Source organism: Nocardia sp. NPDC050378 (assembly GCF_040655675.1).
Classification (GTDB): Bacteria; Actinomycetota; Actinomycetes; order Mycobacteriales; family Mycobacteriaceae; genus Nocardia; species Nocardia coubleae.
The window spans coordinates 553,987-568,665 of sequence record NZ_JBFAKI010000002.1 but is presented as its reverse complement, the minus strand read 5'-3'; the positions used below and the strand labels follow the sequence as shown (position 1 = coordinate 568,665).

At 67.8% G+C, this 14,679-nt stretch carries 16 protein-coding genes and 1 pseudogene; 12 read left to right on the top strand and 5 right to left on the bottom strand.

What is annotated here, in order from left to right; genetic code table 11:
- The first annotated feature begins 84 nt into the window (after positions 1-84).
- Both AB0I35_RS06600 and AB0I35_RS06595 read left to right on the top strand, forming a co-directional pair.
- Positions 85-276, top strand: a complete 192-nt coding sequence (locus AB0I35_RS06600; protein WP_357394762.1) for a DUF3046 domain-containing protein — start codon at positions 85-87, stop codon at positions 274-276.
- A 7-nt stretch (positions 277-283) separates the two neighbouring features.
- Entirely contained in the window at positions 284-1,510 is a 1,227-nt protein-coding gene (locus tag AB0I35_RS06595; protein WP_357394761.1) for a tetratricopeptide repeat protein, read from the top strand.
- Positions 1,511-1,514: 4 nt separating this feature from the next.
- Here the strand turns inward: AB0I35_RS06595 and AB0I35_RS06590 are convergent, their stop codons facing one another.
- Complete coding sequence (locus AB0I35_RS06590; RefSeq protein ID WP_357394760.1) at positions 1,515-2,030, bottom strand: CGNR zinc finger domain-containing protein; 516 nt, start codon at positions 2,028-2,030, stop codon at positions 1,515-1,517.
- Between the two features lie 126 nt (positions 2,031-2,156).
- Here AB0I35_RS06590 and AB0I35_RS06585 point away from each other — a divergent pair, with 126 nt between their 5' ends.
- The 10 genes and pseudogenes from AB0I35_RS06585 (at position 2,157) to AB0I35_RS06540 (ending at position 11,368) form a co-directional block, all read left to right on the top strand.
- Positions 2,157-2,618: a VOC family protein gene (locus AB0I35_RS06585; RefSeq protein ID WP_357394759.1), complete on the top strand. Its 462-nt coding sequence runs from the start codon at positions 2,157-2,159 to the stop codon at positions 2,616-2,618.
- 9 nt (positions 2,619-2,627) lie between these two features.
- On the top strand, positions 2,628-3,506 hold the full coding sequence (locus AB0I35_RS06580) for a pyridoxamine 5'-phosphate oxidase family protein (RefSeq protein ID WP_357394758.1): 879 nt from the start codon (positions 2,628-2,630) through the stop codon (positions 3,504-3,506).
- Positions 3,503-3,967 carry a nuclear transport factor 2 family protein gene (locus AB0I35_RS06575; protein WP_357394757.1) on the top strand — a complete coding sequence of 155 codons (465 nt, stop codon included), beginning with the start codon at positions 3,503-3,505 and terminating at the stop codon, positions 3,965-3,967. Before AB0I35_RS06580 ends, AB0I35_RS06575 begins: the two co-directional genes overlap by 4 nt.
- A 140-nt stretch (positions 3,968-4,107) precedes the next feature.
- Positions 4,108-5,145, top strand: a complete 1,038-nt coding sequence (gene recA, locus AB0I35_RS06570; RefSeq protein WP_181696944.1) for a recombinase RecA — start codon at positions 4,108-4,110, stop codon at positions 5,143-5,145.
- 505 nt (positions 5,146-5,650) lie between these two features.
- A pseudogene (locus AB0I35_RS06565) lies at positions 5,651-6,097 on the top strand (regulatory protein RecX); the annotation flags it as partial.
- 681 nt (positions 6,098-6,778) lie between these two features.
- A complete protein-coding gene (locus AB0I35_RS06560; RefSeq protein WP_067636695.1) occupies positions 6,779-7,429 on the top strand; it encodes an ABC transporter permease in 651 nt (216 codons plus the stop codon).
- Entirely contained in the window at positions 7,422-8,591 is a 1,170-nt protein-coding gene (locus AB0I35_RS06555) for an ATP-binding cassette domain-containing protein (protein ID WP_357394755.1), read from the top strand. Before AB0I35_RS06560 ends, AB0I35_RS06555 begins: the two co-directional genes overlap by 8 nt.
- Positions 8,592-8,622: 31 nt before the next feature.
- Positions 8,623-9,426, top strand: coding sequence for an ABC transporter permease subunit (locus tag AB0I35_RS06550; RefSeq protein WP_357394752.1), 804 nt, complete (start codon positions 8,623-8,625; stop codon positions 9,424-9,426).
- The gene (locus tag AB0I35_RS06545) at positions 9,423-10,400 is read left to right on the top strand and encodes a glycine betaine ABC transporter substrate-binding protein (RefSeq protein ID WP_357394750.1); all 978 of its coding nucleotides are present in this window, start codon (positions 9,423-9,425) and stop codon (positions 10,398-10,400) included. The genes AB0I35_RS06550 and AB0I35_RS06545 overlap by 4 nt, the downstream gene beginning before the upstream one ends.
- Positions 10,401-10,507: 107 nt before the next feature.
- Positions 10,508-11,368, top strand: coding sequence for a 3-hydroxyacyl-CoA dehydrogenase (locus tag AB0I35_RS06540; protein WP_357394748.1), 861 nt, complete (start codon positions 10,508-10,510; stop codon positions 11,366-11,368).
- Positions 11,369-11,421: 53 nt separating this feature from the next.
- On the opposite strand, the gene AB0I35_RS06535 is transcribed toward AB0I35_RS06540, so the two are convergent.
- The 4 genes from AB0I35_RS06535 to AB0I35_RS06520 form a co-directional block, all read right to left on the bottom strand.
- Positions 11,422-12,318 carry an amino acid ABC transporter permease gene (locus AB0I35_RS06535; protein WP_357394745.1) on the bottom strand — a complete coding sequence of 299 codons (897 nt, stop codon included), beginning with the start codon at positions 12,316-12,318 and terminating at the stop codon, positions 11,422-11,424.
- On the bottom strand, positions 12,315-12,986 hold the full coding sequence (locus tag AB0I35_RS06530) for an amino acid ABC transporter permease (protein ID WP_357394744.1): 672 nt from the start codon (positions 12,984-12,986) through the stop codon (positions 12,315-12,317). The genes AB0I35_RS06535 and AB0I35_RS06530 overlap by 4 nt, the downstream gene beginning before the upstream one ends.
- An 85-nt stretch (positions 12,987-13,071) precedes the next feature.
- On the bottom strand, positions 13,072-13,908 hold the full coding sequence (locus tag AB0I35_RS06525; RefSeq protein WP_357394742.1) for a glutamate ABC transporter substrate-binding protein: 837 nt from the start codon (positions 13,906-13,908) through the stop codon (positions 13,072-13,074).
- 36 nt (positions 13,909-13,944) lie between these two features.
- Entirely contained in the window at positions 13,945-14,673 is a 729-nt protein-coding gene (locus AB0I35_RS06520) for an amino acid ABC transporter ATP-binding protein (RefSeq protein ID WP_166655747.1), read from the bottom strand.
- Positions 14,674-14,679: the final 6 nt, after the last annotated feature.

Here is a 14,679-nt window from a genome sequence, read left to right as displayed (position 1 = left end):
CGCATCTTCGGTCGACCGTCGAACGCAGGCGGCACTGGACCGGCGTCCTGACGGGTGCGCGACAGCGCGAGTATCTTGGGCAAGGTGCGGTTGACCGAATTCCAGGAGCTGATGCACACCGAGTTCGGCGTTGCGCGCGCCGACGCCATGCTGGCCGATCATGTCATTCCGGCCTTCGGGATGACCGGTGTGGCCGCGATCGAGGCGGGAGTCGACCCGCGCGAGGTATGGCGGGCGCTGTGTGCCGACTTCGACGTCCCCAGAAACCGGTGGTGACCAGACTATGTCCGTGACAGCGCAGAACTCGTCGGCACGCCCCTACCGGTTCGACGAACGATTGCGGATGATCCCGGTCGACGCCGAATCCCTCGCCGCCCGTGTCGCCGCCGCCGATCCGCACGACTTCGGTGGGCTGCGCAGGCTCGGCATCGCGCTGATGCTGCTCGGGCGCCATGACGAGGCGCTCGACCGCCTGGATCAGGCCCTCGAACTGGCAGATACCGAGCGCCGCCGCATCACCGTGTGGATCAATCTGGCCGATGTGTACCGCTATCAGGGCGAACCCGGTCGCGCCGAGATCCTCTACCGCCGCGCGTTGGACGCCAGCCGGGCCCTCGACCCCGAACTCGTCTCCTTCGCCGCTCATCACCTGGGCAAATCGCTGGCCGAACAGCATCGGCCCGCCGAAGCGCGCGAGCTGCTCAACGAGGCGATGCGATTGCGGGTGGCCGATGGCGACTCCGAGCTGATCGAGTCGACCAGGGCGGCGCTCGACCACCTCGACGAGCTGGCTCTGCCCTTGCCGCCCGAGGTGATCGCTTTGGTCGGACCGCTGGCCGATTGGTCCGACGAGCACGAGGGCCGCGGCGGCAATGTGCTGCGGGCGGGGGAGTACTGGATCAAACGCGGCCCGCGCGCCGTCGCCGAACACGAGCGCCTGATCTGGTTGCGCGACAAGGGCATCGCCGTTCCCGAGGTGGCGGCGTTCGCCGAGGACGTGCTGGTTCTCGCGGACGTGGGCGGTGGGTCGGTGTCGTCGCAGGCACCCGACCCGGCCGCCGCCGGTACGCTGCTCGGTTCGCGGCTGCGGGCCCTGCACGACCTGCCGGTAGCGGACTGCCCGTTCGACGCCGGGCTCGACGTCACCCTCGCCCGGGCGCACCGCGATGTCGTCGAGGGGTTCGTCGACGCCGACGATTTCGACGCCGATCACCGCGGTCGGACACCGGCCGAGCTGCTCGCCGAACTGGTCCGCCGCCGACCGGCGAGCGAGGACCTCGTCGTCGCGCACGGCGATTTCACCCCGGGCAATGTGCTGGCCGGTGGCGTGCTGATCGACGTCGCCGAGCTCGGCCGCGCCGACCGCTACCGCGACCTCGCGCTGGCCGAACGCGACCTCGGTGAGGATTTCGGTGCCGAGGCGGTGACGGCGTTCCGCGCGGCCTACGGCCTGACCGAACCCGATGCGGACAAGCTCGACTACTACCGCCTGCTCGACGAATTGTTCTGAACGCTCACCCGCTCTTGGCGTAGTGGCGGGCGGCCTTGGCGCGGTTGCCGCAGGTCGCCATGGAATGCCAGCGGCGGGTGCCGTTCTTGGACGTGTCGTAGAAGAAGAGCACGCAGTCGGGGTGGGCGCACTGGCGGATCCGTTGCGGCGCTTCGGCGATCAGGTGCAGCAGGTTGTCGGCGGCGAGCCAGCCGGGCAACCAGGCGGGGTCGGCCACTTCGGGGATGTCCCGTGGGCCGTCGTCGGCGAGTTCGCGCCGGATGCGGCCCTGGTCGAGAACCCGGTTGAGGGCGGTGTGGTCGGCGCGGGTGACCGCGTCGTGGACGGCGTCGCGGGCGGTGTGCAGCGCGGTGAGGGTGTGCTCGTCGGCGGGCACCCGGTCGGTCAGGTCGAGCAGGGCCAGCCAGGTACGCAACCCGTCGAGATCGGCCAGCAGATCGCCCGGTTCGGCGCCCGCCCATCGGGTGTTGAGCAGGTCGAGAGCAGGTGGTTCGCCGGGGTGCGGACGGGGATCGCGCATGTCTGAGGCTATCAACTCGCGCTCCTAACCATCAAAAAGTATTTCAAGGGTTGACGACAGCGTTTTGTCGTCTTATGTTCTAACCATCAAAACAATTTTCGGTAGTTACACATTCCTGGAGGACTCATGACCGCCGTCACCGCTCCCGTGCTCACCACGGGCCACATCGGGCTCAATGTCACCGACCTGGACCGCTCCGCGGAGTTCTACCGCCGTGGTCTCGGCTTCGAGGAACTCGGCAGCGGCGCCGACGGTGCGCGCCGCTGGGCCTTCCTCGGTGTCGACGGCGTGCTGATGCTCACGCTGTGGCAGCAGAGCACCGGCGAATTCGGCACCGCCACACCGGGACTGCATCATCTCGCCTTCCAGGTTGCCGACCTCGACTCGGTGCGCGCCGTCGAGTCGGCGCTGCGCGAACTGGCCACCGAGTTCTTCCACGAAGGAGTGGTCGCCCACGGTGAGGGCGCGTCCTCGGGCGGGATCTTCTTCGCCGACCCCGACGGCATCCGGCTCGAGGTGTACGCCCCGGCCGGCGCCGAAACCGCACCCGCCCCCGCGGGTAGCGCACCGACCTGCGGCTTCTTCTGAGGAGTCGTCATGTTCCATCCGGGTGAGCTGGCCGTGCAGCAACGCCTCGGCCAGGCCGGGATCGCCGATCGCGTCGGGCGTTCGATCCGCACCGGGATCCCGGCCGTCGCCGCGGACTTCCTCGCCGAGCAGCCGATGGTCGTCCTCGCGGCGGCCGACGCGGCGGGGCGGCTGTGGGCGAGCCCGCTCACCGGACCTGCCGGATTCGTCCACGCGATCGACGACACCACCATCGACATCGCCGCGCGGCCCGGTGACGACGACCCCCTGTTCGACGCGCTGACCGGCGATATCGCGGTCGGGATGATCGCCCTGCAGGCGCAGCGGCGGCGCCGGATGCGCGTCAACGGGACCGCGACGCCACTACCCGGCGGCGTCCGGATCACCACCGAACAGGTGTACGCGAACTGCCCGAAATACATCGCACGCAGAGCGATCCGCGCCGTGTCGACCGGGCAGGCCGGTCCGGCGCGGCACGATACGGAACTCACCGCCGAGCAGGGCGCGATGATCGCCGCCGCCGACACCTTCTTCGTCGCCACCGCCGACGTCGACGGGCATGCCGACGCCTCCCATCGCGGCGGCAACCCCGGCTTCCTCGAGCTGCTGTCGCCGACCCGGCTGCGCTGGCCGGACTATCGCGGCAACTCGATGTTCATGACCCTGGGCAACCTCGCCGTGTACCCACGGTGCGGATTGCTGATCGCCGACTGGTCGACCGGTACGCTGCTGCAACTCGCCGGCCGGGCCGAAATCATCTGGGACACCGCCGATCTCACCACCGGTGCGCAATGCGCCGTCGACTACACCGTCGAGCGGGTGATCGAACGCCCCGGCGCGCTACCACTGCGCTTCGGCGCCCCCGAACTGTCACCGCACAACCCATGAAAGGCGAAACCGTGCGACCACCGCTGCCTCCCTTCGACCTCGACTCCGCCCGCGCCAAGGTGCGGGCCGCCGAAAATGCCTGGAACACCCGTGATCCCGAGCGGGTCGCCGCCGCCTACACCGAGGATTCGGTGTGGCGCAACCGCGACGAATTCTTCACCGGCCGCGCCGCGATCGTCGAGTTCCTCACCCGCAAATGGGCCACCGAGAACGGCTACGCACTGCGCAAGGACCTGTGGGCCTTCCACGACAACCGCATCGCCGTGCGCTTCCAGTACGAATGGCACGACGACACCGGACAGTGGTGGCGCAGCTACGGCAACGAACAGTGGGAGTTCGCGCCCGACGGGCGGATGGCCCGGCGCGAGGCGAGCATCAACGATGTGCCCATCGAACAGTCGCAACGGCGCATCCTCGGGCCGCGTGCCGAGGGCGACGAATCGGTGCTGCCGCAGCACTGACGGCAGTCGTGGCGTGTTTGCGGGCGCGTCGCTTGACTCGAAAGAGTGTTCGAGTAATCTGGGCGACAGAACTTGTCGGTGCCGCCCTCTACTGTGGGCGCCAACCAGAGAGACACTCACCTCGAGAAGGGGACCACATCATGGCACCGCAGGCCTACGATCGCGACAAAGCGCTGGAACTGGCGCTGGCTCAGGTGGAGAAGAGCTTCGGCAAGGGCGCGGTCATGCGCCTGGGCGAAGAGGCCCGCCAGCCCATCTCCGTCATCCCGACCGGTTCCATCGCCCTCGACGTCGCGCTCGGGATCGGCGGGTTGCCGCGCGGTCGCGTCGTCGAGATCTACGGCCCGGAATCCTCGGGTAAGACCACCGTCGCGCTGCACGCGGTGGCCAATGCCCAGGCCGCGGGCGGTGTCGCCGCCTTCATCGACGCCGAGCACGCGCTCGATCCCGACTACGCCCGCAAGCTGGGCGTCGACACCGACGCGCTGCTCGTCTCCCAGCCCGACACCGGTGAGCAGGCCCTCGAGATCGCCGACATGCTCGTGCGCTCGGGTGCCATCGACATCATCGTCATCGACTCGGTCGCGGCCCTGGTGCCGCGCGCCGAGATCGAGGGCGAGATGGGCGACAGCCACGTCGGCCTGCAGGCCCGCCTGATGAGCCAGGCGCTGCGCAAGATGACCGGCGCGCTGAGCACCTCGGGCACCACCGCCATCTTCATCAACCAGCTGCGCGAGAAGATCGGCGTGATGTTCGGTTCGCCCGAGACCACCACCGGTGGTAAGGCGCTCAAGTTCTACGCCTCGGTGCGCCTGGACGTGCGCCGTATCGAAACCCTCAAGGACGGCAGCGACGCGGTCGGTAACCGCACCCGCGTGAAGGTCGTCAAGAACAAGGTGAGCCCGCCGTTCAAGCAGGCCGAGTTCGACATCCTCTACGGACACGGCATCTCCAAGGAGGGCTCACTCATCGATATGGGTGTCGAGCACGGCTTCATCCGCAAGTCCGGCTCCTGGTACACCTACGAGGGCGACCAGCTGGGCCAGGGCAAGGAGAACGCCCGCAAGTTCCTGCTGGAGAACACCGATGTGCGCGACGAGATCGAGAAGAAGATCAAGGAAAAGCTCGGTATCGGCGCGGACCTGACCGCCGAGGCCGACGCACCCGCCGACTTCTGAGCCGATGCGCACGCCGAACCCCGGCCGCGCGCGCCGCGACCCGGCCGATCCGGTCGAGGACATGAGACGTCAGCTGGCTCGCCTCGGTATCGAGGTGCCACCGCAGCCGCTGACGTCCGAGGTGACGCGCGAACCGGGGTCGGCCGCCGAACTCGCCCCGGCGTCTCGTGCCGAACGAGCCGTCTCGGGCGCGAAGGGAATTCGGTCGGGTGCGGGCGATCCGCAGCGCGCGCACCCGACCGGATTCACCGATGAACACAATCGGGCCGATTCCGCCCCGCGAACCGGTGTTGATCATGAAGAGTGGGGGAGCGGGGCCGCGATGCCCCGCCGCGCCCGGCGTTCTCGCCGATCCACGCGGCGCGACACAGACTCCCTGTCGACCGTCGTCGGTGGTGACGACGGGCGGCAGGTGGATCCGGTGGCGGCCGGATCCCCACCGGGAGAGCCCGAGAGGCGAGCCGGCACACGCCGGCTCGCCCCGGGTGACCGGCCCGAAGCCACCGTGGAACAGGCCAAGGACGCCTGCCTGCGGTTGCTGGCCGTGCGGGCCCGCAGCCGCGCCGAACTGGAAAAACGGCTCGGCGAGAAGGGTTTCCGGCTCGAGGTCACCGCAGCGGCCATCGACCGGCTCACCGAAGTGGGCCTCGTCGACGACAGCTCCTTCGCCGAACAGTGGGTACACGCCCGCCACACCTACTCCGGCAAGGGAAAGAAGGCCCTTCAGCGCGAACTGCGCGACAAAGGAGTAGCCCCCACCGACGCCGAACAGGCTTTGTCGATGGTCTCCGACGACGCCGAACGCGACCGCGCCACCGACCTGGTCCGCCGCAAACTGCGCACCCTGCCCCGCGACCTCGACCGTGACAAGGCGGTTCGTCGCCTGGTCGGCATGCTGGCCCGTCGGGGCTACGACCAGTCCACCGCCTTCGCTGTGGTCACCACGGAACTCGATGCCGCAGGTTTCGCCCGAACCTCGGTCACCGGCCCCGATTACCGCGCGAACCACGCCGGCGCCGAGCAGCCCGGCACCGACGACGGCCGCGCCCGGCAGGCCCGGGCCGACACTGCCCGAGGGCCCGCTCGTGACACCGCCGCGCCCGCACGCCGCACCCGTCCGGAGCCTGGCGACGACGAGACCGCCGCCGATCTGGTCCGCCGCAAACTCCGCACCACACCCCCCGACCTCGACCGAACCAAACTCACCCGCCGCCTGGTCGACATGCTCGCCCGCCGCGGCTACGACCCCTCCACCGCCTACACCGTGGTGAAAGCGGAACTGGCCGAAGCTGGTCGGTAGTGAGTCGGCGCGATATGAAGCTCGAGCCGAACCCCGGCGCCGTGGGATGTGGAACCAGCAAATACACAGTCAGCTGGTGAGCTCGGCGCGCCGCCTGTGCCTGTAGCGGGACACGCTGGTGTGGTGATCAGGGGGTGCGGGCCGGGGCGCTCGAACGGCCACGGGTGTCGGGGTGGGGCGTTAGCATGAGGCGGAAGTGAAACGCGGGTCCGCGCAGGTGGATTCGGGTGCATGCTTGGCCGAGGGTGTGGGACGGGTTGTTTCGCCCGGGTTGTGGGTGGGCATCTTGGGGCAGGGCCCGTTGGGCCGCCGGACGATGGGGAGGTGGGGATCCTGGACGCACTGTGGTCGTTCGTGGTGAACCGGCGTGAGCAGTTGCTGGTCGATTCGTATCTGCATGTGTCGGCGGTGGTGCAGTCGCTGCTGCTGGCGACGGTGATCGCTGTGCTCGTGGGAATTCTGGTCTACCGGAGTCCGCTCGGATCGGCGGCGGCGACCGCGACGGCGGGCGCGATTCTCACCGTGCCGTCGTTCGCGCTGCTCGGGCTGCTGATCCCGTTCCTCGGACTCGGCGTGGCACCGACCATCGTCGCGCTGGTCCTCTACGCGCTGCTGCCGATTCTGCGCAACACCGTGCTCGGGTTGTCCACCGTCGACCCGGCCGCCGTCGATGCCGCACGTGGCGTCGGGATGGGCCGGTGGCAGTTGCTCACCAGGATCGAATTGCCGCTGGCGTGGCCGTCGATCCTCACCGGGATGCGAGTGAGCGCCCAGATGATCATGGGCATCCTCGCGCTCGCGGCCTACGCGAAAGGCCCGGGGCTCGGCAACCTGATCTTCTCCGGGCTCGCGCGCCTCGGTAGTCCCAACGCGGTGCCGCAGGCACTCACCGGCACCATCCTCATCGTCGTGCTCGCACTCGCGCTCGACGGCGTCCTGGTTCTGCTCGGACGGTTCACCATCTCGAGGGGTATTCGTGACTGACACCAGCACCGCCGAAACCAGCGCCGCCTCCGCCGTTTCCGGAGTGGAGATCGTCCTGGACCGGGTGACCAAACGGTATCCGGAGCAGCCGGACCCCGCGGTCGAAGAGGTGAGCATGACGATCCCCGCCGGGGAGATCGTCGTGCTCGTCGGCCCGTCCGGCTGTGGCAAGACCACAACCATGCGGATGATCAACCGCCTCATCGAACCGACCTCGGGCACGATCACCATCGGTGGCCGCGACGCGCTCGCCATCGACGCCGACGAGTTGCGCCGTGGCATCGGCTATTCCATCCAACAGGCCGGGCTGTTCCCACACATGACGGTCGCCAAGAACATCGCCACGGTGCCGGGCCTGCTCGGCTGGGACCGGCGCCGCGTCGCCGCCCGCACCGACGAAATGCTCGATCTCGTAGGCCTCGATCCCGACACCTATCGCGACCGCTACCCGCGCCAGCTCTCCGGCGGCCAGCAGCAGCGCGTCGGAGTCGCACGGGCGTTGGCGGCCGACCCACCGGTACTGCTGATGGACGAACCGTTCGGCGCCGTCGACCCCATCACCCGCGCCCTGCTGCAGGACGAATTGCTGCGCCTGCAGAGCGAACTCGGCAAGACCATCGTGTTCGTCACCCACGATTTCGGTGAGGCGGTGAAACTGGGCGACCGCATCGCGGTGCTCGGCGACCGCTCCCGCATCCTGCAGTACGACACCCCCGCCGCGATCCTGGCCGCTCCCGCCGACGACACCGTCGCCGGCTTCGTCGGCGCCACCGCGACCATCGACCGCCTCGGTCTCGCGGTCCTGGCCGACCTCGACCTCGACCAGGGTGTCGCCGTCACCGAGGACACCGCCCCCACGGCACTGACCACCGCATTGCACGAGGCGGACCGTCCCTGGGGGATCCTCCTGGACTCCCAACGGCGACCACTTCGCCGGATCTCCAGAGATGAACTCGCACAGGCGGATTCCCTCACCACCGCGGGCACCCCCATCGGTGCGACCCTCCCCGCCGACGCCACCCTCCAAGACGCCCTCGCCGCCCTGCTCACCGAACGCACCGCCTCGGCGATCGTGCTCGACGCGAGCGGCGGCTACGCCGGAGTCGTCACCGTCGACACCCTCATCGAACACCTGGCCACGTCGGAAAAGGCGTCGTCATGATGCGGGCTCGCGTTGTGGAGGGGGTGCGCTCATGGTGACCGCTGCTCCCTCCACGCGTCCGGTCGTCGACCTCCCCGCCGTCGCGTCCGCACCGGCGACCCAGCGGCGCGCCGAACTCCTGCGTTTGCTCGCCCAACCGGTGATCGTGCTGATCCTCACCGTCGGTGTGCTGGTGTGGGCGTTCCGGCGTGAGCTCACCACCATTCAACAGGCCAGTATCAGTGCGGGCAATATCGCCGAGGTCACCTGGCAGCACGTGCTCATCACGGCGGCCGTGGTCGCGATCGTCGTGGTGGTCGCGGTGCCGTTGGGCACGCTGCTCACCCGCCGCCGATTCCGCCGTCTCGCACCGTTTTTCGTCGGGATCGCCAATATCGGGGCGGCGGCGCCCGCGATCGGGTTGATCGTGCTGTGCTACCTGCTCACCCGGACCACCGGGTTCTGGGTGGGTGTCGCGCCGATCGCGTTCTGTTCGTTGCTGCCGGTGTTGCGCAACACGATCCTCGGCTATCAGCAGGTGGACCCGGCTGTCATCGATGCCGGTCGCGGCCAGGGAATGTCGGCCGTGCAGGTGTTGCGGCGCATCGAGTTTCCGCTCGCCATTCCCTACATCCTCGCCGGGTTGCGCACATCGCTGGTGCTCGCCGTGGGTACCGCGACGCTGTCGTTCATGGTGAGTGCGGGTGGTCTCGGCATCCTCATCGACACCGGCTACAAACTGCGCGACACCGTCACCCTGACGGTCGGCGCGGTGCTCGCGGTGGCACTGGCCCTGTTCGTCGACTGGCTCGGCGCGCTGGCCGAACAGTTTCTCGGGCCGAGGGGGCTGCGTTGAGAAAGAGCGGATGGTTGCGTGGGCTGATCCCAATCCTCGCGGTGGTGCTCGCCGGATGCGGTCTGCAATCGGGCGGTTCGGTGCCGCTGCCGGTGGGGCCGGGCAGCATCACCCCGGTCCCGGAACTCGACGGTGTCGCGGTGACGGTGGGTTCCAAGGATTTCACCGAGGCCAATATCCTCGGCTACCTCATCGAATTCGCCCTCACCGCCGCAGGCGCGAACGTGCGCGACCTGACCAACATCCAGGGCTCCAACAGCCTGCGTGACGCGCAACTCAACGGCCAGATCGATGTAGCCTACGACTACACCGGCACGGGCTGGATCAACTATCTCGGCAACGAGACCCCCGAACCCGACGAACGCAAACAGTTCGACCTCGTCCGCGACGCCGACCGCGCACAGCACGACATGGTCTGGGCGGCCATGGCACCGATGAACAACACCTACGCCCTGGTCACCAGCAGGCGTACCGCCGAGGAAACGGGGGTGCGCACCCTGTCGGACTACGCGGAACTGCTCGCCGCCGACCCGGCCGCGGCAGCCACCTGCGTCGGCACCGAGTTCAACGTCCGCCCAGACGGCTACCCGGGCCTGGCGCAGAAATACGGCATCGACGCGGGCCGAGCGCAAAAGCAGATCGTGCAGGACGCCCTGGTCTACCAGGCCACCGCCGACGCGAAACAGTGCCGCTTCGGTTCCGTCGCCGCCACCGACGGTCGCATCCCGGCCCTGGACCTGGTGTTGCTCGAAGACGACAAGGGCTTCTTCCCCAAGTACAACGCGGCCCTGGTGATGCACGGCCCGTTCGCCGACGCCAACCCGCGTGTGGTCGACATCATGGCGCCGATCTCGGCCCGGCTCACCAACGAGGTCATCACCGAACTCAACCGCCAGGTCGACATCGACGGTCGCGAACCCGCCGACGTCGCCCGCGACTGGATGATCGCCGAGGGCCTCGTCACGGCCGGCTGACCCGCCCCGGCGCTCGGGCCGGACCACCTCCCCACGATGCCGACCGTTCGGGCCATGATGGACGGTGGCTACACACCGGCACACCGACATCGCTGGGAGGAACACGCATGACCATCGCATTCCGCAAGGTGACAGTTCTGGGAACCGGCGTCCTCGGTTCCCAGATCGCGTTCCAGACCGCGTTCCACGGCTTCGACGTGACGTCCTACGACATCGACGACAAGGCGATCGCGGCCGCCCGCACCCGGTTCGACGAGCTGGCGAAGACCTACCAGGCCGAAGTGGACGGAGCCGACAGCGCCAAGACGGAGGCGACGGCGGCGGGCATCACGCTGACCACCGATCTGGCCGCCGCGGTCGCCGACGCCGACCTCGTCGTCGAGGCGGTGCCGGAGGTGCTGTCCATCAAACGCGACCTGTACACGAAGCTGGGCCCCCTCGCCCCGGAACGCACGGTCTTCGCGACGAACTCCTCCACCCTGCTGCCCAGCGACATGGCCGGTTTCACCGGGCGCGCCGACCGTTTCCTCGCCCTGCATTTCGCCAACCACGTGTGGAAGTTCAACACCGCCGAGGTGATGGGCACACCGGAGACCGACGCGGAGGTGTTCGCCTCGGTCGTGAAGTTCGCCTCCGACATCGGCATGGTGCCCATCGAATTGCACAAGGAGAAGGCGGGTTACGTGCTCAACTCGCTGCTCGTCCCGTTCCTGAACGCCGGCATGGGGCTGGTAGCGGGCGGCTATGCCGAACCGAAGGCCGTCGACGAGACCTGGCGCATCGGCACCGGCGCACCGATGGGACCGATGCAGATTCTCGACATCGTCGGGCTCACCACGCCCTACAACATCCTGGCCAACGGCGGCCCGCAAGAGCAGAAGCTCGCCGACTGGCTGAAGCAGAACTATCTCGACAAGGGCAAACTCGGCCTGTCGACCGGTGAGGGCTTCTACCGTTACACCGAATGACGCGAACGGGGCCCGGTCCAGAAGATGGACCGGGCCCCGTCGGTTCACCGGGCCTATTTCTTGGTGATGTCCACGCCGGGCGCGGCGTCGGTGACGATCGAGTCGGCGGCCAGCACCGCACCACCGCCCTTCTTGCGCCGCGACCGCAGCCGCTTCTCCAACCGGGTCGCCAGGAACGACAGTGCGATATTGAGCGAGATCATGATGATCGCGATCACCATCAGGGCGGGGATCGTGTTCTGCTCCGCCGCACCTACCTGCTGACCCGAGCGCACCAGCTCCACATAGGTGATCTGGTAGCCGAGCGCGGTGTCCTTGAGCACCACCACCATCTGCGAGACCAGTGCGGGCAGCATCGCGGTGATCGCCTGCGGCAGCAGCACCAGGCGCATGAGCTGGGTCTTGCGCATGCCGAGCGCGACGGCGGCCTCGCTCTGGCCCTTGGGCAGCGACCGGATACCGGCCCGCACGATCTCGGCGATGACGGAGGCGTTGTAGACGATCAAGGCGATGACCACCGCGGCCAGCGCGAGCTGATCGGACGGGAACACCTTGTAGTCGCCGAACACGGCGAACAGGAAGATCATCAGGATCAGCACCGGGATGGCCCGGGCCAGTTCGACGATCGCGCCCGCCACCCAGCGCACCCAGGTGTGATCCGAGAGGCGAAGGATGCCGAAGATCATGCCGAAGATCAGCGCACCGATGATCGAGAGCACCGCGGCTGTGAGCGTGCCCTCGAGACCGGGCAGCAGGTAGGTCTCCCAGACCTCGGCCTCGAGAAACGGCTTCCACTTCTCGGCGGTGAACTGACCTTCCCGCTGGAAGGCCAGGAACATCCACACCGCGATCGCGACGAGCACCGCCGCTACCAGGACCGAGTAGATCCAGTGCCGCACCCGGGCCTTGGGGCCGGGAGCGTCGAACAGAACCGAAGCGCCTGAACTCACCGGACAACCTCGAATCGCTTGGCCAGCCAGCCGAAGAACAAGCCGGTCGGCAGGGTGAGCACGACGAAGCCGAGCGCGAAGATCGCACCGATGGCGAGCACCGCCGCCTCGTTCTCGTTCATCTCGCTCATCAGGAACGCGGCCTCACCGACGCCGATCACCGAGGCGATCGTCGAGTTCTTGGTCAGCGCGATCAGCACGCTGCCCAGCGGGGCGATGACGGCCCGGAAGGCCTGTGGCAGCACGATCAGGCGCAGATTCTGGGCGAACCCGAAGCCCAGCGAGCGGCCCGCCTCGGACTGCCCGATGTGGACGGTGTTGATGCCCGACCGCAGCGATTCGCACACGAAAGCCGCGGTGTAGACGCTCAATCCGATGATCGCCCACCAGTAGTTGTTGTCCTTGATCGAATCACCGGCCAGCTCCCACCGCAGCGTGCTGTAGAGGCCGAGCGAGCAGAACACGATGATCAGCGTGAGGGGGGTGTTGCGAAAGATCGACACGTAGGCGGTGCCGACCCAGCGCGCGACGGGGATGGGAGACACACGCATTCCGGCGACGATGGTGCCGAGAATCAGGGCGCCGATCGCCGAGAGGAACGTCAGCTTGATGGTCACCCAGAAGGCAGCGAGGATTCGGGAGTCATACTCCGAGATCAGGTCGAACACGGACGCGCGTCCTCCGATCGATGAGAAAGGCCAGCAGGACAAAGACCGTCGCGGTGGCACACGGCCACCGCGACGGTGTTCGGGATCAGTAGCGGTCGACCTTCGGCGGCTCCGGGACCTTGAAACCGGTGCCGGGGAAGGACTTCTCCAGCGCGGCCTTCCACGAACCGTCGGCGATCATCGCCTCGATCGCGTCGTTGATCTTGGTGCGGGCCTCGGTGTCGTCCTTCTTCAGGCCGATGCCGTAGTTCTCGGTGGTGAAGGTCTTGCCCACCAGCTTGTAGGTGCCGGGCGCCTGCGCGGCGTAACCGGCCAGGATCACATCGTCGGTGGTCATCGCGTCGATGGCACCGCCACGCAGGCCCTCGAGGCACAGTGAGTACGTGTCGTAGGTCTGCAGCTGGGCCTGCGGGTAGTTCTTCTCGATGTTCTGGGCCGGGGTGGAGCCCTTCACCGAGCAGACCTTCTTGCCCGCGAGCGAATCGGGGCCGGTGATGTCGGTGTTGTCGGCACGCACCAGCAGGTCCTGGCCCGCCACGTAGTACGGGCCGGCGAAATCGACCTTTTCCTTGCGCTTGTCGTTGATCGAGTAGGTCGCGACGATGAAGTCGACCTGACCGTTCTCGATCATCGTCTCGCGCTGCGCCGACGGGGTTTCCTTGAACGTGATGGCCTCGGGCTTCACCCCGAGCTTGTCGGCGACGTACTTGGCGACCTCGACATCGAAGCCGCTGTAGGTGCCGTCGGTGTTGCGAAGGCCGAGACCCGGCTGGTCGAACTTGATGCCGACGGTCAGCTTGCCTTCCTTGGCGTGGTCGAGCGCGCTGCCCTCGTCACCGCCGCCGCAGGCCGCCGTCACGGTGGCGGCGAGAGCCAGAGCCACAGCGCCGACGCCGACGCGCACCGCACGATTGATCCTCATCGAGTTTCCTTCTCCCTCTTGTGGTGTCGCTACAAGTCAGTGGCTGAGAATTTTGCCGAGGAAGTCCTTGGCGCGGTCGGATCGCGGTGCGGTGAAGAATGTTTCGGGCTCCGCGTCCTCGACCACCTCGCCGTCGGCCATGAACAGCACCCGGTCGCCGGCACGGCGGGCGAAGCCCATCTCATGGGTGACCACGAGCATCGTCATGCCCTCCTTGGCGAGGGAAACCATCACCTCGAGCACTTCGTTGACCATCTCCGGGTCCAGTGCGGAGGTGGGCTCGTCGAACAGCATCACCTTCGGGTCCATCGCCAGCGACCGCGCGATCGCCACGCGCTGCTGCTGGCCGCCCGACAGCTGGGCGGGGTACTTGTCGGCCTGGTTGGCGATGCCGACCCGGTCGAGCAGCGCGAGCGCGTGCTTGCGTGCTTCGTCCTTCTTGATGCCGCGCACCTTCATCGGCGCGAGCATCACGTTCTCGAGAATTGTCTTGTGCGCGAACAAATTGAACGATTGGAAGACCATGCCCACCTCGGCGCGCAGCGCGGCGAGGGCCTTGCCTTCGGCGGGCAGATCCACCCCGTCGATGGCGATGCGGCCCGAGTCGATCGGTTCGAGCCGGTTGATGGTGCGGCACAGGGTGGACTTCCCCGAACCCGAGGGGCCGAGGACGATCACGACCTGCCCGCGGGGCACTTCCAGGTTGATATTGCGCAGAACATGGAGCTCACCGAAGTGTTTGTCCACGTTGTGCATCGAGATCATCGGCGG